Genomic DNA, 22,075 nt, shown 5'->3' on the forward strand with positions numbered 1-22,075 from the left:
AATTTGGAAAAAAATTTGCAAATTTGCATTTCAATAATTAAATCATGCCAGAAATATCAAACCGAGGCAAACAAATGCCCGAATCACCTATACGAAAATTGGCTCCTTTTGCTGAAATGGCTAAGAAAAAAGGCCATAAAGTATATCATCTAAACATTGGTCAACCCGACATAAAAAGTCCAGAAGCCGCCATTAAAGCCATTAAAAATATTGATTTAACTATTATTGAATATGGTCCGTCAGCTGGTTATGAAAGTTATAGAAAAAAATTAGCTCAATTTTATACCAATCAAGATGTAAAAGTCTCTTTTGAAGACATCATGATAACAACTGGAGGGTCTGAAGCACTTTTATTCGCCTTAGGAAGTATTATGGACCAAGGAGATGAAATCATTATTCCAGAACCCTTTTATGCAAATTACAGTGCTTTTTCGGCAGAATCAGGTGCTACGGTAGTTCCCGTAAATTCGGTTTTTGAAAGTGGTTTTATGTTGCCCCCGATTGAAGACTTTGAAAAACTAATTACTTCAAAGACCAAAGCCATTTTAATTTGCAATCCAAGCAACCCTACTGGTTATTTGTATTCTGAATCCGAAATTTTGCAATTGGGTAAACTAGCGAAACAATATGATTTGTTCCTGATTGCAGATGAAGTTTATCGAGAATTTATATATGATGAAGACATTCATTATTCTGTAATGAATCTTGAAGGGCTTGAACAAAATGTTATTATGATCGATTCTGTTTCCAAACGATACAGCATGTGTGGGGCCAGAATTGGCTGTATGGTAACAAAAAACAAAGAGGTAATTTCAGCAGCAATGAAATTTGCTCAAGCACGTTTGTGCCCTCCAACGATTGAACAAATCGCTTGTGAAGCTGCCATTGATACTCCGCAAAGTTATTTTGATGAAGTAATTTCAGAATATAAAGAACGTAGAGACACCTTGATTTCCGAATTAAATAAAATCGAAGGCGTAATCGTTACCAAACCTAAAGCTGCTTTTTACTGTATTGCACAACTTCCTGTTGATAATACGGATGTTTTTGCACAATGGCTTTTAGAAAGTTACGATTTGAATGGTGAAACCGTTATGGTTGCTCCTGCTGCCGGTTTTTATTCGACACCAGGAATGGGATTGAATCAAGTACGCATCGCTTATGTTCTTAAAAAAGAAGATCTAATTAGCGCTGTTCGCATTCTAAAAGAAGCGATTCCAGTTTATAATTCAACTCGATTGCAAAAATTAATTGAAGTAGAATAATTACAAATTAAAAACCTCTTTGTTATTCTATTAATAACCAAAAGATTTCAAATACTTTACAAAAAAAGGCAGTAACCGAAAAGTTATTGCCTTAGTTTTTTTAATACAATTAGAAAATCCTGCTTTGCCGATGATCACTATAAAGTCATCATTAAATAGTATAAACGATAGAAATTCTTTAGTTTTTATTAATTATCTTTACCGCTTAAATTTACATACCCAATATAATAGTACCTTTTTGATGATAAATAACGAAGAATTTCAAGACGAGATAGGAAACAACCATATTAGTACAAGTGCAAAAAATCCATTAAGAGAAGATGCATTTGCTATTTCTGATGAAGAAAAAATAGAAAAAATAAAAAAAGACGTTGAAAATATTCTGATTACTCTTGGAATGGATTTAACGGATGACAGCATGAAAGGAACTCCAAATCGTGTTGCCAAAATGTTTGTAAAAGAAATTTTTGGAGGTCTAAATCCTGCTAAAAAACCAAAAGCTTCAACATTCGACAATAACTACAAATACGGCGAAATGTTAGTAGAGAAAAACATTATCGTCTATTCTACATGTGAACATCATTTACTGCCAATCATAGGAAGGGCTCACGTAGCTTATATTTCTAAAGGAAGAGTAATTGGGCTTTCTAAAATGAACCGAATTGTAGAATATTACGCCAAAAGACCACAAGTTCAAGAGCGTTTAACTATGCAAATTGTTCAAGAATTGCAAATTGCTTTGGGTACCGAGGATGTTGCTTGCGTAATTGACGCGAAACACCTTTGTGTAAATTCAAGAGGAATAAGTGATATTGAAAGTAGTACTGTAACTTCTGAATTTGGCGGTAAATTTAAAAATGATCAAACGCGAAGAGAATTTCTAGATTACATTAAGTTAGAGACGAAGTTCTAAAATACAAATAAATCCTATTTAACCGATAAGCCCTAGCCCTGATTGAAGAGGAAATCCCACGTTTTTTGGCGTGGATTGAAACGGAAAGCAGGAAATAGCTCCAAAAAAACAAACGTAAATGCATTTATACAAATCTCAAACCCTAAAAATATACAATTCTCTTTCGGGAGAAAAAGAAACATTCAAGCCTATCCATGAAGGAAATGTTGGGATGTATGTATGCGGACCTACGGTTTATAGTAATGTGCATCTTGGGAATGTGAGAACATTTATGTCATTTGATGTGATATTTAGGTATTTTTTACATTTAGAATACAAAGTGCGTTACGTTCGTAATATTACGGATGTAGGCCATATCGTCGACGATGTCGACGAGGGTGAGGATAAAATAGCTAAAAAAGCACGTTTAGAACAACTGGAACCTATGGAAGTCGTGCAGCGTTACACGGTTGATTTTCATGATATTTTGAATGCTTTTAACTTTTTACCTCCAAGTATTGAACCTACGGCAACAGGACACATTATTGAGCAAATAGAAATTATAAAGACTATAATTGACAAAGGTATTGGTTATGAAGCCAATGGCTCTGTTTATTTTGATGTGGTAAAATTCAATGAAACCAATCACTATGGTAGATTAAGCGGCCGAAATATTGAGGATATGCTTGCCAATACGCGTGATCTTGACGGGCAATCTGACAAGAGAAATCCACAAGATTTTGCACTTTGGAAAAAAGCCGAACCACAACACATTATGCGTTGGCCTTCCCCGTGGAGTGATGGTTTTCCGGGTTGGCACTTAGAATGTACGGCTATGAGCACTAAATATCTGGGCAATCATTTTGACATTCACGGAGGTGGAATGGATTTGAAATTCCCACATCATGAATGTGAAATCGCACAGAATGAAGCTTGTACGGGCCAAACTCCGGTAAATTATTGGATGCATGCCAATATGCTAACCTTGAATGGCAAAAAAATGGCTAAATCAACTGGAAATAATATCTTGCCAAGGGAGATTTTAACTGGTGATAATAGTATTTTAAGCAAAGCATTTTCTGCTTCTGTAGCTCGTTTTTTTATGCTGCAAGCACATTATAGAAGTATTCTTGATTTTTCTGACGATGCCATTGTTGCCGCCGAAAAAGGATACAAAAGATTGATGGAAGCATTAGAATCATTGAAAGAATTAGATTCAAGTTCCAATAGTACATTAGATATAGCGAGCTGGAAACAGTCTTGCTATGATGCTATGAATGATGATTTTAACACTCCAATTTTAATTGCACAATTATTTGAAGGAGTTCGATTTATCAATTTGTTAAAAGAAGGAAAAGAAACGTTGACCGCTACTGATTTAAAGACTTTTTCAACAGCAATACAAGCTTTTGCATTTGATGTTTTAGGTCTTAAGGACGAGAAACTTTTAGACATCAGTAATGATAAATTAGAAGGTACCGTAAATATGCTTATTGAAATGAGAAAACAAGCCAGAGATAATAAGAACTTTGCATTGTCTGATCAAATTCGCGATCAATTAATTGCCTTAGGAATTCAATTGAAAGACGGAAAAGAAGGCACTACTTTTACAATATAATAGAATAATTTTTTCAATTAGAGAATTAATTAATTAGCCATTTTCTAATTGACACATTAATTAATTTTCTGTTCAAATCATGAAATTAACTGCCCCTTTGATTTTATTAGTTCGGTTTTACCAAACTGTTATATCTCCTTTTACACCTTCTGCCTGTAGATTTGAGCCTACTTGCTCTTCTTACATGATTGAAGCGCTGCAAAAACATGGATTATTTTACGGTGGTTTTTTAGGAGTGAAAAGAATTTTGAGCTGTCATCCCTGGGGCAGAACCGGCTATGACCCTGTTCCTGAAAAAAAATGTAATCACGAACATTAACCTTTTATTGGTACGAATTTTACTTTAATTCTTTATTTTTACAGAACATTAAAAAAACAATCATAAATGACACACGCTTTAAATATAATTTGGAATCCATCAGAAGGAATTGATTTAGGTTTTTTTGTAATTAGATATTACAGCTTAATGTTTGTTATCGCTTTTGGATTAGGATGGTATATTATGAAGAATATATTTGAACGAGAAGGAGAATCAATAGAAAAATTAGATTCTTTGTTTATATGGACCGTATTAGCTACATTAATTGGAGCTCGTTTGGGGCATGTTTTATTCTATGATTGGGAATATTTTCGCAATCATTTACTAGAAATATTTTTGCCTTTTCGTTTTTCTCCTCAATTTGAGTTTACGGGCTATCAAGGGTTAGCAAGCCACGGTGCTGCTATATCCATAATAATTGCGATGTATTTTTATAGTAAAAACGTATTGAAAAGACCGCAACTATGGATTTTAGACAGAGTAGTCATTCCGGTTGCCAGCGGAGCCATTTTTGTAAGATTAGGGAATTTCTTCAATTCGGAAATTGTCGGAAAAGAAACAACATCTTCTTTTGGAATTCGTTTCATTCGTGATAAATTTAGTTCTAATGACGCCACTAACGCAACTCAAATACCTAACCCAAATGACGCTTATCATGCTATAGCTACTGACCCAAAATTTGCTGCTTTATTAGAGCAAGTTCCTGCAAAACATCCTGCACAATTATATGAAGCCTTTTGCTATATTTTTGTTTTTGCAATTTTGTTTTTCTTATATTGGAAAACTGACGCTAGAAAAAAATCAGGATTTTTATTTGGATTATTCTTAGTTCTATTATTTTCTGTTCGTATTGTCGTGGAATCTGTAAAAGAAAGCCAAGGTGGATTTGAAAACGCTTTAGGATTATTATCTACGGGACAGTGGTTAAGTATTCCATTTATATTAATCGGATTATACTTTGTTTTCACTGCCGAAAAGCCTGTTAGAATTTAAACAATATTTCTATTACCGCTTAAAATAGAAAAAAACTTGACTACCCTCAAAAAGCTAGATGCTATTTGGGGGTATTTTATGACTACCTTTTTAAAGAAAAATGAGATTTGAATATTTTAGAAACATTCTGTTCTGCATATTCAACACTAAACCAATAATCATTTGCCGGCATGGGATTTCCATTATACATGCCGTCCCATCCCAAACTTTTAGGTCTAATTTCTTTTAAGAATTTCCCATAACGATCAAATATTAGAATCCTGAAATTTGTTTGATCTTCTAAACTAAAGATGTTCCAATTATCATGAAAACCATCATTATTTGGAGTAAAATATTTAGGATAATCAATCACTAAAACATTTGAACGTGTTATTGGAGGGCTGCAGCCATTTCTATCTTTTACGGTGATGGAATGAATGCCTAAAGCAACATATTCAAAAACAGGGCTATCTTGAAACGGACCGCTATCCAACTGATATAAATAATCTCCAGGAGCAGTGGCTGTAATAGTCACTACCTGGTTTTCAGAAAAAGCATCTGTAACATTCCACACTACATTTACGAGGGTAGATTGGTTAACGGCAACATTAATCGTTTTTTTAGTTGCGCATTGATTTGGATTTGGAGAAAAAACATATGATCCAGCCGTTGTATTATTAATAGTAGACGGAGACCATGTACCACTAATTCCATTAGGAGATACATTTCTCAAAATAGGAGCGATACTACTAAAACAGATAGAGAGATTAGTGAAATCTGGTACAATAAGAGGATTAACTGTTACCGCTAATGTTTGTGTAGTCGCACATTCTATAGTATTAGGTGTAAAAACATAACTACCACTTGCTGTGTTACTTATTGCTGCTGGAGACCAAGTACCTGTTATTCCATTCGGCGACATAGTTGCTAAAGTTGGTGCTGTAGTTCCCGTGCAAAAAGAAGGGATAGCTGCAAAATTTGGAACTGATTTTACTTTGACCGTTACATTTAAGGTTTGAGTTGTAGCACATTGATTTGCGTTAGGAGTAAACAAATAACTTCTACTTGTTGTATTACTGATTACTGAAGGTGACCATGTCCCCACAATTCCATTTGGAGATGTACTCCCCAAAAGTGGCGCGGTTGTTCCAGAGCAAAAAGGAAGAATAGAGGCAAAATTTGGCACTACAGCAGGAACAACTGCTATTGACGCCATTGTAGGAGTTACTACAGTACACTGGCCTGGATTAGGCGTAAAAGTATATGTTACTGGGCCTAAAACTGCGGTATTAACTGTAGCTGGGCTCCAAATTCCTGAGATCGGAGTTGCATTAGAAGAATTTAAAGGCAAAACCGGAGCTGTTGCATTTTGGCAAACTGTAACTGGTATAGTTGTGAAAGTTGGAGTTACTAATGACGAAACCGTTACTGGCAACGTTTGTGTTGTAGCACAAGGAAACAAAACTGGGTTTGGTGTAAATATATAATTCCCACTTGTAGTATTACTGATTATTGCCGGTGACCAAGTTCCTATTATTGCATTTGGGGAAATGGGTCCTAATATTGGTGCTACAGAACCTGAACAAAAAGGGGGAACGGCAGCGAAATTAGGAGTTATCGTTGAGGCCCCGCATGGTACAATACAAGTTAAAGTTTTGGCCGGGACACAAGGATGCGTTGCTGATGTCAGTGTTAATGTTGCGGATTGACCAGGTACCATTCCAAATACTTGGACATGCGAAACACCTGTAGTCCCACTGACTGGAGAACTACCTTGGATCGTATATGTGTAATTATACGAATTAGAAATTAGCGGATTGTTTCCCCAATCAAAAAATACTGAAGAAGCTTTATCAGCCGCTGCTATTTGCGATGGATCACAAGTAAAACCCAAGATAGTTGCCCCATTATCTGCAACCACATTTACAACAATCTTAGAGCGTGAACTTTCAATTCCACCAACAGTTTGACTAACAAAATATGGTGTTGTTCCAACAGCGGCTGTAGAAGGAGTTGGAGCCGTTGGAGATGCCGTTCCGCCCGTTGCATTAGTTCCATACCAATTCAAAGTTCCCCCTGCACTGGCAGTTGCTGTTAATGGTGCTGCAGGGCTATTTTGGCAATAATAAATGGGCGAAGTTACTGCTGGTGGAGCAGTAGCAATACTTGAAAGAAACAAATTCGTATTTGCTTTTCTCAAAATTCCATCAGTAAACATATTCTCAACTGAATATGGCGTATTATGTAAATTACTTTTAACATTAATAATCCAAATTTCAAAATCAACTTCATTACTAATTTTATTGGCGTAAAGATTAACATTGATAAAAAAATAAACAAATAGTAATAGTTTAGTAAATTTTTCCATTGTTTTTGACTTATTAAATAACTTCAAATATCACGTAGTACTAAATCAGAATGCTAAGTAAATATATAAAATTAGAAACTATTAAAGATTTATTTTTAATAATATTATTCATTTCGTAAAATTAATAACATGATTATCAATTTAATAACTAAATGCTCATCAATAAATCGATTTAACTTACAACATAAATAATATAGTTCTGAATTATTTAAAAATGCAAAGAAATACCAAACTCCATATTTTTTGTATTAAAACCTATATTCGGACTTGTCAGACCTGCATTAGTCACATAATAGACATTAGGCCGTACATCTAATTCAAATCTTTTAACTTTGTAAGAAACCCAAATTGCTAAAATATTCGAAAAAGCAAAACCTTTAGCAAAACGCTCAGTTTCACCATCAGAAATCATAGCTCCTGTACTGGCTAAAACATAAATACTAAATGTTTTTGAACTTGTTTTTTAAGTACGACACCTAGAGTCAAAACATACTGATTAATTACCTATTTTGTAGAAAAAATTTCTCTTTTCGCGATATAATCAGGATCATCAGGAGTACTAAAATAAGGTTTAATAAGTTGATGTTCTGCAAATTAATTTCTGGCTGAATCACTATCTTTTACTGAAAAAATTTTTCCTCCCGTAGCAAATAATTAAGTTCCAATTTATAATACTGTGCGGTAAACGTGTAATCATCATTCTTAAATTCATTACTAAAAGCAAAAAAAAAACAACTGATAAATGTGTTTTACTTATTTTGTCCGAAGAAAGCATTAAAAAACAAAAAGAAGAACTACAGTAAAATGGACCTTTTTATAAATACAACTTTAGTATTAATAATTATAAAATATTTCGCTATATCTCCTAAATTAATCATTTTATATATAAAAGACCTTTTGATTTAAACAAAAAAAAGATCCAACTTTCGTTGGATCTTTTCAATTATAATAAGTTGAATACTAAATTAAACTTCTTGATGATGCTGTTCGATTAACTTTTTATCTTCTTTAGAAATCGTATCTACCAATACTGGAGTTGCGATAAATAATGAAGAATAAGTACCCACAATAATACCAACTAACATAGCGAAAATAAATCCTCTGATAGATTCACCTCCAAAAATGAACATGATAAACAATACACCGATCATAGTTAATGACGTATTGATTGTTCTTGACATTGTTGAATTAATTGATTTGTTAACAATTTCAGCGAAAGAACCTTTAGTTTTTCCATCCAAAAATTCACGCACTCTGTCAAATACAATAACAGTATCATTCATTGAGTAACCAATTACGGTAAGAATAGCTGCAATGAAATGTTGGTCAATCTCCATACCAAAAGGCATAAATTTATAACACAACGAATAAATTCCTAAAACAAAAATAACATCATGCGCTACAGCAGCGATTGCGCCTAAACCATATTGCCATTTTCTAAAACTAATAAGTAAGTATAAGAACACAATTAGCATAGCCCCAAGTACAGCCCAGTACGCATTAGTTTTAATATCTTCGGCAACAGTTGGTCCCACTTTCGAAGCCTGTAAAATTCCCAGTTTTTTACCTTCGTAAGCATTTACAAATCTACCATACGTTAAACCTGCAGAAAAATGCTGTTTCAAATTATCATATAATAATCTATTTACTTGTTCATCTGCTTTAGTCCCGTGGTCTTCTACTTTATATTTAGTAGTAATTTTCAATTGGTTGTCATTACCGAATATTTTTACTTCGGCACTTCCTTCAAATACTTTTGCCAATTCTGCTTTTACAACTTCTGCTGCAACTGGTTTTTCAAAACGAACTTGAAAAGTTCTTCCTCCCACAAAATCTACACCTTGATCTAATTTATTTGTAAATAAGGAGATTACACTAACAATAACTACAATTGTAGAAAAAGCATAAGTCCATTTTTTTACCCCTAAGAAATCAAAATGAAAGTTTGTAAAGAAATTTTTAGAAAATCCTGTAACAAAAGTCAAATTATTTTTTCCAGCAATATTTCTATCAATAAAGATTCTTGCGATAAATATAGAAGTAAATAAAGAGGTCACAATTCCAATCAATAATGTTGTCGCAAAACCTTTAATTGGTCCTGAACCAAAAATAAATAATACCGTACCGATCAAGATATGTGTAACGTTTGCATCTACAATAGAACGCATTGCACCTTTCCAGCTGTAGGAAGCTTCAACAGCCTCTCCTAGTGTTTTACCCGCACGTAATTCTTCTTTTGCTCTTTCATAAATAATGATATTTGCATCTACTGCCGTACCCATCGTCAATACAATACCTGCAATACCTGGTAATGTTAATACAGCACCTAAGCTTGCCAAAATTCCGAATAAGAACAATAAGTTAACTGCTAAAGCAATATTTGCATACCAACCCGCTTTACCATAATAAACAATCATCCATAGTGATACCAAAAGTAATCCAACAAGTGCTGAATTTGTACCATTATCAATTGCTTCTTGACCTAAGGATGGACCTACTACTTCTGATTGAACAATTTCTGCAGCAGCTGGTAATTTACCCGCTCTTAAAACATTGGCTAAATCTTTAGTTTGAGTTACATCAAAAGTTCCAGAAATTTCAGATCTACCCCCAGCAATTGGACCGCTAGAAACTCCTGGTGCAGAATAAACTACATCATCCAGAACGATAGCAATGTTACTTTTTTGTGTAAAAGCTCTCCCTGTTAATTCTTCCCATGCTTTTGCACCTTGATTATTCATTTGCATAGAAACAGCTGGCTTTCCTGCTTGATCAAAAGTATCTTTAGCATCAGTAACAACGCCACCAGCCATTGCAGGAATATTGTCTCTATTTCCTTTTAACGCGTATAATTCTACTGCATCAACATCTTTTTCTTTTGCATCCTTAATAATTGAAGGAATGCCCCAAACAAACTTAGCATAACGTTGATCGCCCGCTAATAAAACTCTGATATCTGGTCTTTTTAAATATCCGTTAACAACAGCGGTATCTTTTGGTGAGAAAAGACCCAAAACCGGTCCACCACCTTGACCTATCATTTTATCCAATAAAGGATTATTTCCTTTTTTAGTCGCCGCAGAGTCTTTTCCGTCCGTTAATAAAGCACTCAAAGAGTCTTTAGCAACTGTTTTTACTTCCCCTTTGGTGATTTCGGTTTTTTTCAATGACTCATTGGCAGCCATCAAAAAGTTTCCAATTTCATCAATTTTGTAGGTTTCCCAAAACTCTAATTGAGCCGTACTTTGTAATAATTTCTTGATTCTATCTACATCTTTAGCTCCTGGAAGTTCAACAAGAATTTGTCCAGACTCTCCCAATTTTTGAATATTAGGTTGTGTTACACCAAATTTATCGATACGTTTTCTTAAAACACCAAAAGCACTTTCTACAGACTCATCTACTTTTCTAGAGATTACTTTTTTTACTTGTGCATCCGTCATTTGAAAATCTACTCCACCCTCACCTTGCAAACTTCTGTTCGCAAAAATATCAGGAGAAGCTAATTTTACTGTTCCTTTTGAATTTGCTTCAAAAGCATCAAAAAACTTATCTAAGTACGATTTATTACCTTGTAAATCTGCAGTAGCATCAGCCAAAGACTTATTGAAAACTGGGTTTTTAGAATTATTAGATAATCCTTTCAAAATGTCTTTAACAGAGATTTGAAGTATTACATTAATACCACCTTCTAAGTCAAGACCTTTATTGATTTGCTTGTCACTTACTTCATTGAACGTAAAATCAGTAAACCCAAGATTAAATACTTTTTCTTTTCCAATGGAATCTAAATATTTAACTTCTTTTTCAGGATTTCCACCAGCAAAAGATTTTGCATCATTTTTTACTTTGCTTGAAACAAAAGTGAAAGAAAGTTGGTAAATACTTACCAATGCAAATAGAATTGCGAAAAATTTAATAAGTCCTTTATTCTGCATTATTACTAAAAATTAATTATTTTTATTTATTTATTTTTGTTTTAACCCTATAAAATAAGCCCTGACATCGATTTTTAATACAAAAAACGAATATTCCGAATTACATCATTTTTTTAAACCGAGCAAATATATAATTTAGGTTAAGATTAACAAATTATTTATGGATTAATCTCAAGAAAAAGACTGCAATAATGCAGTCTTCCCTCTTTTATAATTAAAATATTATTCTAATATCGATTTTAATGCATCATTCATTTGTCTGACTGCATCAGCACTTTTAGCAAATAATGCTTTTTCTTGGTCATTTAACTTAACATCAAGAATTTCTTCTACTCCATTTTTACCAATGATACAAGGAACACCAATACAAATATCATTTTGACCGTATTCTCCCTCTACAAAAACAGAACAAGCTATCATTTTCTTTTGGTCATTCAAAATACTATCTACCAAAAAAGCAACAGAAGCTCCAGGAGCATACCATGCAGAAGTTCCTAAAAGACCTGTAAGTGTAGCTCCGCCAACCATTGTATCAGCAGCTACTTTTGCCAATACTTCTTCTGAAAGAAATTGAGATACGGGAATTCCGTTATAAGAAGCCAATCGGGTTAATGGAATCATAGTCGTATCACCATGTCCACCAATCACCATTGCTGAAATATCATTTGCCGGTTTATCTAAGGCCAAAGATAAATACGTTCTAAAACGAGAACTATCTAAAGCTCCACCCATTCCAATAATTCTATTTTTTGGCAATCCAGTAGATTTTAATGCTAAATAAGTCATTGTATCCATAGGATTAGAAACCACAATAATAATAGTATCTGGGGAATGTTTCAGTACATTTTCAGCAACAGTTTTTACAATTCCGGCATTGATACCTATTAATTCCTCACGTGTCATACCCGGTTTTCTAGGAATTCCTGATGTAATTACCACTACATCACTCCCTGCCGTTTTTGAATAATCATTAGTTACACCCGATACTTTAGTATTGAAACCGGTATTGGTAGCACATTGCATGACATCTAAAGCTTTTCCCTCAGCAAAACCTTCTTTGATATCCAATAATACTACTTCACTTGCAATCCCTCTATAAGAAATTACGTCTGCACAGGTTGCACCTACATTCCCTGCTCCTACAATGGTAACTTTCATATTATAAAATTTATTCGGTTATTAGTTAATTTTTATCGTTGATCACATAATTGTTTATTCGATTAATCGCGTAGCTTATCACTAGACAATTAACCAAATAAACAATTACGCTTTATTAAGCGTCGATCTTCGCATAAACTGCATTTTTTTCAATAAATTCTCTTCTAGGCGGAACCTCATCACCCATTAGCATAGAGAAGACTCTGTCGGCTTCCGCCAAACTGTCTATAGTAACCTGACGCAATGTTCTGAAACTTGGATCCATTGTTGTTTCCCATAATTGTTCCGCATTCATCTCTCCAAGACCTTTATAACGTTGAATTCCTGCGCTTCCGCCCATTCTTTCATTCGCCTGATCACGTTGTACGTCATTCCAAGCGTATTCTTTCTTATTTCCTTTTTTAACTAAATATAAAGGTGGCGCTGCAATATATACGTGACCTTCTTCGATTAATTCTTTCATAAATCTAAAGAAGAACGTCAAAATCAAAGTAGAAATATGACTACCATCGACATCGGCATCACACATAATAATTACTTTATGATAACGGAGTTTTGAAATATTCAAAGCTTTACTATCCTCTTCTGTACCAATCGTTACACCAAGTGCTGTAAAAATATTTCGAATCTCTTCATTTTCAAAAACTTTGTGATGCATCGCTTTCTCGACATTCAAAATCTTACCACGTAATGGCAAAATAGCCTGAAATGCACGATCACGTCCTTGTTTAGCCGTTCCACCTGCCGAATCTCCCTCGACAAGATATACTTCACATTTTGCAGGATCTTGTTCTGAACAATCTGATAATTTTCCTGGTAATCCCCCGCCACCCATTACGGTTTTGCGTTGTACCATTTCACGTGCTTTTTTAGCTGCATGACGCGCTTGAGCCGCAAGGATAACTTTTTGAACAATGATCCGCGCATCATTTGGATTTTCTTCCAAATAATTTTCAATCATTTCACTCACCGCTTGACTCACTGGTGAAACAACTTCTCTGTTTCCTAGTTTCGTTTTGGTTTGTCCCTCAAATTGTGGCTCAGCAACTTTTACAGAAATAATTGCCGTCAATCCTTCACGGAAGTCATCTCCTGAAATATCAAACTTTAATTTATCTAACATTCCAGATGCATCGGCATATTTCTTAAGCGATCTGGTAAGACCAGTTCTAAAACCTTGTAAGTGCGTTCCTCCTTCGTGCGTATTGATATTGTTTACGTAAGAAAAAATATTTTCTGTGTAACTCGTATTATAGATCAAGGCAACCTCAACTGGAATCTCTCCTTTCTCATTATCCATTGAAATAACGTGTGCTATAATTGGCTCACGATTTCCATCTAAATAGCGGATGTATTCTTTTAAACCTTCATCAGAATGAAATACTTCTGAAACAAAATTTCCGTCTTTATCTAATTCTCTTTTATCTGTAAAAGTAATTGTGATTCCCTTGTTCAAATATGATAACTCCCGCATACGCGCTGACAATGTATCATAAGTGAACTCTGTAGTTTGAGTAAATATCGTTTCATCAGGGTAAAAAGTAACTATAGTACCTCTTTTTGTAGTTTCCCCAATTTGTTTAACAGGATAAAGTGCTTTCCCTTTTTCATACTCCTGTTGGTATACTTTACCATCACTACTATGAACTGTTGCTATCAAATGATTTGACAATGCATTTACTACCGAAACCCCAACACCGTGAAGTCCTCCGGAAACTTTGTAAGAATCCTTATCAAATTTTCCTCCGGCACCAATTTTTGTCATTACAACCTCAAGAGCCGAAACTCCTTCTTTTTTATGAATTCCTACTGGAATACCACGTCCGTTATCCTCCACAGATACAGATCCGTCTTCATTTATATCAACTATTATCGTATCGCAATGGCCTCCCATTGCCTCATCGATTGAGTTATCAACAACTTCATAAACTAAATGATGCAGACCTCGAACACCTACATCTCCAATATACATCGATGGACGCATTCTTACGTGCTCCATTCCTTCTAATGCTTGAATACTATCTGCTGAATAATTGTCCTTCTTGATTTCTTCGCTCATATATTTTAATCTAAAAAAAATGTAATTTTTGTCTAACACGCAAATATATAAAAACACAATTTATATAACCGTTAAAATCAAATTTTAAGCTGTTAAGTTATTAACAAAAAAGTGTCGATTTCAATAGCAATAGCAAAAATCAATTTCTAAAGAATAGAAGAAAAAACTAGTATAAAAGACAAATTTCCAATACAAACATTTATACTGCCGTTTTGCAAATTTGAAAAATTAATCACTTTCATCCGGGCCATCATTCGATATTCTTTAAGAAAGCGCCTGTACCAACTTTTCATCTTTTCCTTTTCGATAACGGCCAATATGCCTCTCGTAACTCTATTTTTTAATATTCTATTCTTTTTTTAAGACAAAGGTGCCGTAGCAATTATAAACCCAAATTAATAATTTGCATTAAAAATGTGAAATAAACGTACTTAAATTTAAATACTGCAAAATAAATTATAACGTATCACTTGCAAAGACTTGCTTATTTTACTTTATCTCCTTTCAAATACGTATTCACTGGCTTCATTTTTACAATTTGATCCTCATTGATCTTCATTAAATCTTGATCGTAGATAACAAAATCAGCCCACTTACCCACTTCTAAACTTCCCTTTTCTTTTTCTTCGAAATTTGAATAGGCAGCCCAAATAGTCATTCCTTTTAAAGTCTCTTCCCTTGTCAATGCATTTTCTACTTGAAAACCTCCTTTTGGATAATTCTTATTGTCTTTTCTCGTCACTGCAGCGTGAAAAGTTAACATAGGATTTACCTCTTCTACGGGAAAATCAGTACCTAAAGCTATAATTCCAGCTTTTTGAAGTAACTTTTTATAAGCATAAGCATTTTTTATTCTTTCTTTCCCTAATCTTTCACTAGCCCAATACATATCTGAAGTGGCGTGCGTAGGTTGCACCGAAGGAATGATTCCTAATTTAAAATAATCAAAATCTTCTTCCCTCAAAACTTGTGCATGTTCAATTTTCCATCTTCGGTCTTTTTTACCAGCTAAAACTTCCTTATATATCTTTAGCAAAACCGTATTTGCCGAATCGCCAATAGCGTGCGAATTCAACTGAAATGGAGAAGCTGCAATTTGTTTAGCTATCGATTTTAATTGTGAAATAGGAGACAGTAACGCTCCAAATTGTTTTGGCATATCTGAATAAGGCTTGTGCATACAAGCACCGCGGGAACCCAAAGCGCCATCTCCATACATTTTAAAGGAACGCACATCTAAATTATCTGTTTTATAAATTCCTTTTTTCAGATACAAATCGATATTTTTTTTGTTTGCACTAATCATTGCATACACATTAAGTTTCATTGCTTTTACTTTTTGCAAACTATCAATCAAATTAATAATATCCGGATCTAAACCGGCATCATTTACTGTTGTCAATCCATAATCAAACATCACTTTTTCAGCGTCCAATAAAGCGGCAATTTGTATTTTACGGGTTGGTTTTGGAATTATTTTAAAAATTAACTCCATCGGATTATCCACTAAAATTCCGGTTGGTTCACCATTTGCCATTTCGATCTGTCCACCAACTGCTTTCGTATCTTTTGTAATTCCCGCTAATTGTAACGCTTTACTATTCACAAGTATTGCATGGCCATCGACTCTATTTAAAACAACGGGAATATTTGGAAATTCGGCATCTAAATCTGCTTTTGTTGGGTATTTCTTTACCTCCCAATCATTTTGATCCCAACCATTACCAACAATAAAATCGGGATTTTTTTCTTTTTGAAAAGTCTTTATACGCGTAATTATTTCCTTCATACTCTTCGTCCCACGCAAATCAACTTCTTGCAAGCTGAGTCCAAAGCCATAGTAATGACAATGTGCATCAATCAGACCAGGGTATATAAATTTCCCTTTACCATCCACCGTATTTTTAGATTCATACCTATTTATTATCTCTTCATTGGAACCAATTTCTACAATTTTTCCATTACTCACAGCCATCGCAGTTGCAGTGCCAAATGTATTATCCACTTTATAAATAGTTGCGCCTGTAACAATTAAATCAACAGCGGTCTTATTTTTTTTAAGACAAGAAACAAGTGAAAATAAAGCAATAATTAAAATATAGCGTTTCATAGAAGGGTGTTTAATTAGGCTAATATAAAAAACTGCAACCAATTATTTATATAATGTACAATTATAAAAAAATTTTTATAATTCCATATTTTCCGACAAATGATATTTTTCCAAAAAAAGACGCTCTCCTAATGGAGAACGTCTCAGTCTATTTATAAAATCTTAATTAAATCCTACTTATGCCTTTACATACGCGTCATCATGCACACTAGCCACCGCTCTTCCGGAAGGATCATTCATGTTTTTGAATGCTTCATCCCACTCTAAAGCGATTTTTGTACTACACGCCACACTTGCTTCTTGTGGAACACACAAAGCAGCTGCATCACTTGGAAAATGCTCATAAAAAATAGAACGATAATAATATTCCTCTTTTGAAGTTGGCGTTTGTAAAGGGAACTTGTATTTCGCATTTGCTAATTGTTCATCCGAAACTTCTACCGCTACAACTTCTTTTAAGGTATCAATCCAACCGTATCCTACACCATCACTAAATTGTTCCTTTTGTCTCCAAGCTACACTTGGCGGTAACATATCTTCAAAAGCTTTACGAACTACCCATTTTTCCATTGGGTGTTCTGTATTGATCATTTTATCTTGTGGATTAACTCTCATCGCCACATCCATAAACTCTTTATCTAAAAACGGCACACGTCCTTCAATTCCCCATGCAGCTAAACTTTTGTTAGCACGCAAACAATCATACATGTGCAATTTACCTAATTTACGTACGTTTTCTTCATGAAATTCTCTAGCGTTTGGCGCTTTGTGGAAATACAAGTATCCTCCAAAAAGTTCATCCGCTCCTTCACCTGATAACACCATTTTGATACCCATAGATTTAATAACTCTTGCCATTAACCACATTGGTGTTGATGCTCTAATCGTAGTCACATCATACGTTTCTAAGTTGTAAATCACATCTTTAACCGCATCCAAACCTTCTTGGATAGTGAATTTTATTTCGTGGTGAATGGTTCCAATATGATCTGCAACTATTTGAGCTGCTGCTAAATCTGGAGAACCTTCTAATCCTACCGAGAAAGAATGTAATTGTGGATACCAAGCATCGGCAACATCTCCGGATTCAATGCGTTTTTGTGCATATTTTTTGGCCACAGCCGAAGTAATAGAAGAATCTAACCCTCCAGAAAGTAATACTCCGTAAGGCACATCACTCATTAATTGTCTGTGAACTGCTGCTTCTAGCGCCACTTTAATTTCATTAATGCTGGTTACATTGTCTTTTACGGCATCATAATCAACCCATTCTCTTTTATACCATTGTACAAATTCGCCATCTTTGCTTGACATATAATGTCCCGGAGGAAACAATTGGATTTTTGTACAATATCCTTCTAATGCTTTCAATTCTGAAGCCACATAGAATGTTCCGTGTTCATCCCAACCAATGTATAATGGAATGATTCCCATGTGATCACGAGCAACAAAATACTCATCTTTTTCTACATCATAAATGGCAAATCCAAAAATTCCGTTCATTTCATCGATAAAATGGGGTCCTTTTTCTTTGTAAAGTGCCAAAATAACTTCGCAGTCACTTTCCGTTTGAAAGTTATATTTACCTTCAAATTGTTTACGCAATTCTCTGTGGTTATAAATTTCACCATTTGCTGCTAAAATAAGTTGTTTATCTTCACTGAACAAAGGTTGTTTCCCGGAAGCCGGATCAACAATTGCCAAACGCTCGTGAGACATAATCGCTTTTTCATTACTGAAAATTCCACTCCAGTCCGGTCCACGGTGACGGATAATTTTAGACATTTCTAATACTTGTGGTCTTAAAACTTCCGCTTTTTGTTTTAGGTCAAAGGCACATACTATTCCACACATAACTATATATTTTTAATGTTTTATTTATTTTGACAGGGCAAAGATGCAATAACAGTTACAATTGAAAAACACTAGTAGCTATTTCAGTTTCAATTTATAACTAAAAAGTGATTTTTACTATAAAGATGCAAGTATTTTAAAGTTCAAAATAGTATTCTGGTTATAATTCTTAATTCATGGTAAATTAATTACAGAAATATTATAAAATTTCCTCAATCAAGTATTTAGTCGAATTAATTTCAAAAGTAAATCCCACTTCATTACCCAACAATTTATTGCCCAAAGGGGATTGGGGAGATAAAGCAATAATACTTATTTCATCGACCGTAATTTTTGGGAGTGCTACACTTAAATACAAGTAAATTCCATTGGCACGAATCAAACTTCCAACAATAATGTTTTTAGAGATATTAGCAGCGTCAATTTTATCTAAAACTGCTTTTTGATTCAGTACTTCTCTTAATTTAGTATTGAGTTTTTCCTGCTCGATATGCATCATAGACAAAGCCGTTTCATGCTTGTCTCCGGCAGAACCTTTGGCGTCGTTCTTAGAGTCTTCGGTAAGCGCAACAATCATATCTTTGAAAATGTCGATACGGTCTTGGACTAGCTGCAGGTAATATTGATGTATTTTTTGTTTGAAAGTCATTGGATGGGATTAACGGCGAAGTTCGCAAAGTTTTACGCAAAGTTCACAAAAAAGTAAATCAAAATCTTTGTAAACCTCACGCTTTATTAGATCGATTTGCAATTGAAAAAAAATTAAAAATCGAATTTATAATTTACACCCGCCACTATTTGAAAACCTTGAACCGTATAGTTCAACCATTTTTCATAAGCTTTGTTAGTAATGTTATTTGCTCTTAAAAAAGCAGTAAATCTTTCATTGTATTTGAATCCAACGTTAGCATTTAAATCAAAATAAGATTTCAGTACAATTGGATTTTGACTTGGAGCAACGATATAAACTATATCCGTATTCGTTTTATAATCCTTACGTTCCCCTACATAAAACACATTGACACCAGCAAACCATTTTTTAGTTATAGCAAAATCGATGTTTGAATTCACTTTTATTTTTGGTAAATTCCAAGCATCGCTTTCTAAATCATTGTTATAAGTGCTAAAAGTTCCATTGATTCCAAAAGTCACATTTTGTGAAAAATCAGCTTTTAGTTCTCCATAAAAACTCAAAGTTCTCATATCATCATAAACCACTTGCAAGGAATTCCCAAATGCATAATTTTCATTTGTGCTTCTTTCTGTGTAATCATTGCTTCTAAACAAAGCTTTATTTCTTTCATTAAGATAAGAACCTCTAACATTATAACTTACATTATTCGTCAGTTTCCCTTTCAACCCGGCAAAAATATCATATTGTTTGTCCGTTGGTGAAATATTTAACGTTGGTGAAAGAAATGGGTTTTCCTTAACAAAGTCCTGATAAGAGTTCTGCTCTAAATTCCCTTTGGCTCCGGCGTAAAAAATCATCAAATCACCAACCACTTTGTACGAAGCACTAATTTGTGGGTAAATTAAAAATTTATTATTGCTTTTTTCATTGTCCAAACTATAATATATACCGGCTCCAATATTCAACGTCCAATCGTCTTTTAGCACAACAAAACTAGGTTCAATTCCAAAATTAGTAAAACCATATTTTAGCGGTTCTACATTTGTATTTGAATAATTTTTCTTGAAACTTCCTCCTACATAATCAACAATTACATTTGTTCTTATAGCGGTGTCCATTATATCAACTTTAAAAGAAGGTTTTACGTAAAACCGATTCTCCGAAGATCCATACATGTCTGAAAAATGATTAAACTTAACAACCGCTTCATCAAAAACACTTTCTGTAAAATCTATTTTTCCGCCAGCCGTAATTGTATTGTAATCCTGTTGCGGTTTTATTCCGTTAATTAAAGTCCTCCTATCCGACGGAGTCATTCCGCTTCCAAAATCAGTAGGCAATCCATACCAGTTGTATACTTGATTCTGATAACCCAAATCAAAATTCCACGACAAATCTTTTTCATGGGCGCCATAAGTCAAATCGATAGCCGTATCATAAAACCGGTCGTCAAGCGCCACACCTTTTATGCCTCCTTGCGAAGAATGGTGTTTAAACATTCCCCCCACATAATTATTGTTGCTAAGATCATGATTAACGAATAATTCTCCAACAAAAGTTCCGTAATTTCCAATGCCAAAAGTCGCATAATTCTTAAATAAATGTTCTTGTTTCTCTTTTTCTACTCCTTCAGCCTTTCCTTTGGACGGCGTAAAAGTCGAAGCTACCGGAAAAGAAAAAATAGTATATTTTATAGTTTCTTTTTTAGCATTTCCTTCCTCTTCCAACATAGGCGTTTCCTTAACTTTGAAAGCATCTGAAATTGTTGGCGTATAGGGTTTCACAACATTTACAGTTTCTGTACCAATCTGTTCCTTTTTTTGAGCAAAAGAAAACTGGAAGACGAAGAAGAACAAAATTCCTAACCCAACCTTGCAAAATGGGAAGGGAGCCGAAAACGTTGCTATCTTATTTGCGAATGATTTTATGTTTAAATATTTAAATGCCATGTTTTATTTTTTTACTTCTTATTTATAAATCTTACCTTCTAACCTAATCGTTACACTTCCCATTCCCCTTTTGCAACGAATTGTGTTTTTCCTCCAATTTTTATATCGAAATGATTTTCTGATAATTTACCCTTAAAATAAATTTGAGAAGGTCTATTAATATAGTCCCCTTGATGGTTTATGATTTCAATTTCAGTCGAATGATATTTCAAAAGAAAAGCCTGCAAACAAGTACTGGCACTTCCTGTGGCTGCATCTTCTTTGAGTTGGTCGTCTTCTATACACAACATTCTGCTGATTAGTTTTGAATCTTCTAAGCAATAAAAATACAAGGCTCTATGACTGGTTTTGCAATGCGCATGCAACCATTTGTTCATTTTACCTTGATCCAGAATTAAATTTTCTAATGCTTTTTTATTTTGAAGAGGTACAATCACAAAAGCGCTCCCTGTGGTAACTTCTTGAATTGGGAACTTATCATCAAAATCCGTACTGCTTAAATTACTGAAGGATGAAAAATCTTCGATTGAAAAAGTATCCAAAAACTGCGGTTGAGCTGCCTGCAACCAAACTAAATCTCCTGATTGATTAACAGGAATTTCACCTATTGGAACCGATAAAACTATATTTTGAGGCAGCTTTTCAAATATTTTATTCATCAAAACCCACGAAGTACCAATTATTGGATGCCCGGCAAATTTCATTTCATATTCGGGAGTGAAGATTCTGATTTCTGCAGTATTATTTTTATCAAGCTTGGTAATAAAAGTGCTTTCAGCAAAGTTAATTTCACGAGCAATTGTTTGCATTTTATCATCACTTAAATTTTCGGCATCTAAAAAAACAGCTAATTGATTCCCAGCATATTTTTTTTCAGCAAAAACATCCACTATATAAAAGGGTATTTTCATTCTTTTTTATTTTTTAAACTTTTGTAAT

14 protein-coding genes and 1 pseudogene are annotated in these 22,075 nt (G+C 34.1%); 5 read left to right on the forward strand and 10 right to left on the reverse strand.

Going from position 1 to position 22,075, the window contains the following annotated elements:
- Nucleotides 1-44 precede the first annotated feature (44 nt).
- The 5 genes from ACFX5D_RS12870 to lgt all read left to right on the forward strand — a co-directional run bounded on the left by ACFX5D_RS12870 (nt 45) and on the right by lgt (nt 5,087).
- Nucleotides 45-1,265 carry a pyridoxal phosphate-dependent aminotransferase gene (locus ACFX5D_RS12870; RefSeq protein ID WP_379858594.1) on the forward strand — a complete coding sequence of 407 codons (1,221 nt, stop codon included), beginning with the start codon at nt 45-47 and terminating at the stop codon, nt 1,263-1,265.
- A 241-nt stretch (nt 1,266-1,506) separates the two neighbouring features.
- Entirely contained in the window at nt 1,507-2,178 is a 672-nt protein-coding gene (folE, locus tag ACFX5D_RS12875) for a GTP cyclohydrolase I FolE (RefSeq protein ID WP_379858595.1), read from the forward strand.
- Between the two features lie 118 nt (nt 2,179-2,296).
- Nucleotides 2,297-3,775, forward strand: coding sequence for a cysteine--tRNA ligase (cysS, locus tag ACFX5D_RS12880; RefSeq protein ID WP_379858597.1), 1,479 nt, complete (start codon nt 2,297-2,299; stop codon nt 3,773-3,775).
- A gap of 79 nt (nt 3,776-3,854) precedes the next feature.
- On the forward strand, nt 3,855-4,094 hold the full coding sequence (gene yidD, locus ACFX5D_RS12885) for a membrane protein insertion efficiency factor YidD (protein WP_379858598.1): 240 nt from the start codon (nt 3,855-3,857) through the stop codon (nt 4,092-4,094).
- A 66-nt stretch (nt 4,095-4,160) separates the two neighbouring features.
- Nucleotides 4,161-5,087, forward strand: coding sequence for a prolipoprotein diacylglyceryl transferase (gene lgt, locus ACFX5D_RS12890; protein ID WP_379858599.1), 927 nt, complete (start codon nt 4,161-4,163; stop codon nt 5,085-5,087).
- 82 nt (nt 5,088-5,169) lie between these two features.
- Here the strand turns inward: lgt and ACFX5D_RS12895 are convergent, their stop codons facing one another.
- From ACFX5D_RS12895 to ACFX5D_RS12940, 10 genes and pseudogenes are all read right to left on the reverse strand, one after another.
- On the reverse strand, nt 5,170-7,434 hold the full coding sequence (locus ACFX5D_RS12895; RefSeq protein WP_379858600.1) for a T9SS type B sorting domain-containing protein: 2,265 nt from the start codon (nt 7,432-7,434) through the stop codon (nt 5,170-5,172).
- A 208-nt stretch (nt 7,435-7,642) separates the two neighbouring features.
- A pseudogene (locus tag ACFX5D_RS12900) lies at nt 7,643-7,879 on the reverse strand (acyloxyacyl hydrolase); the annotation flags it as partial.
- 520 nt (nt 7,880-8,399) lie between these two features.
- Entirely contained in the window at nt 8,400-11,372 is a 2,973-nt protein-coding gene (gene secDF / locus ACFX5D_RS12905; RefSeq protein WP_379858601.1) for a protein translocase subunit SecDF, read from the reverse strand.
- 222 nt (nt 11,373-11,594) lie between these two features.
- Nucleotides 11,595-12,530 carry a malate dehydrogenase gene (mdh, locus tag ACFX5D_RS12910; protein WP_379858602.1) on the reverse strand — a complete coding sequence of 312 codons (936 nt, stop codon included), beginning with the start codon at nt 12,528-12,530 and terminating at the stop codon, nt 11,595-11,597.
- Between the two features lie 115 nt (nt 12,531-12,645).
- On the reverse strand, nt 12,646-14,589 hold the full coding sequence (gene gyrB / locus ACFX5D_RS12915; RefSeq protein ID WP_379850983.1) for a DNA topoisomerase (ATP-hydrolyzing) subunit B: 1,944 nt from the start codon (nt 14,587-14,589) through the stop codon (nt 12,646-12,648).
- Nucleotides 14,590-15,073: 484 nt separating this feature from the next.
- A complete protein-coding gene (locus ACFX5D_RS12920; protein ID WP_379858604.1) occupies nt 15,074-16,699 on the reverse strand; it encodes an amidohydrolase in 1,626 nt (541 codons plus the stop codon).
- 177 nt (nt 16,700-16,876) lie between these two features.
- On the reverse strand, nt 16,877-18,553 hold the full coding sequence (asnB, locus tag ACFX5D_RS12925) for an asparagine synthase B (RefSeq protein WP_379858606.1): 1,677 nt from the start codon (nt 18,551-18,553) through the stop codon (nt 16,877-16,879).
- 199 nt (nt 18,554-18,752) lie between these two features.
- The gene (locus tag ACFX5D_RS12930; protein WP_379858607.1) at nt 18,753-19,202 is read right to left on the reverse strand and encodes a hypothetical protein; all 450 of its coding nucleotides are present in this window, start codon (nt 19,200-19,202) and stop codon (nt 18,753-18,755) included.
- Nucleotides 19,203-19,315: 113 nt separating this feature from the next.
- Nucleotides 19,316-21,136, reverse strand: coding sequence for a porin family protein (locus ACFX5D_RS12935; protein WP_379858609.1), 1,821 nt, complete (start codon nt 21,134-21,136; stop codon nt 19,316-19,318).
- A gap of 50 nt (nt 21,137-21,186) precedes the next feature.
- Nucleotides 21,187-22,047 carry a PhzF family phenazine biosynthesis protein gene (locus tag ACFX5D_RS12940; protein ID WP_379858610.1) on the reverse strand — a complete coding sequence of 287 codons (861 nt, stop codon included), beginning with the start codon at nt 22,045-22,047 and terminating at the stop codon, nt 21,187-21,189.
- Nucleotides 22,048-22,075: the final 28 nt, after the last annotated feature.

The organism is Flavobacterium fructosi (genome assembly GCF_042787335.1).
Classification (GTDB): domain Bacteria; phylum Bacteroidota; class Bacteroidia; order Flavobacteriales; family Flavobacteriaceae; genus Flavobacterium; species Flavobacterium fructosi.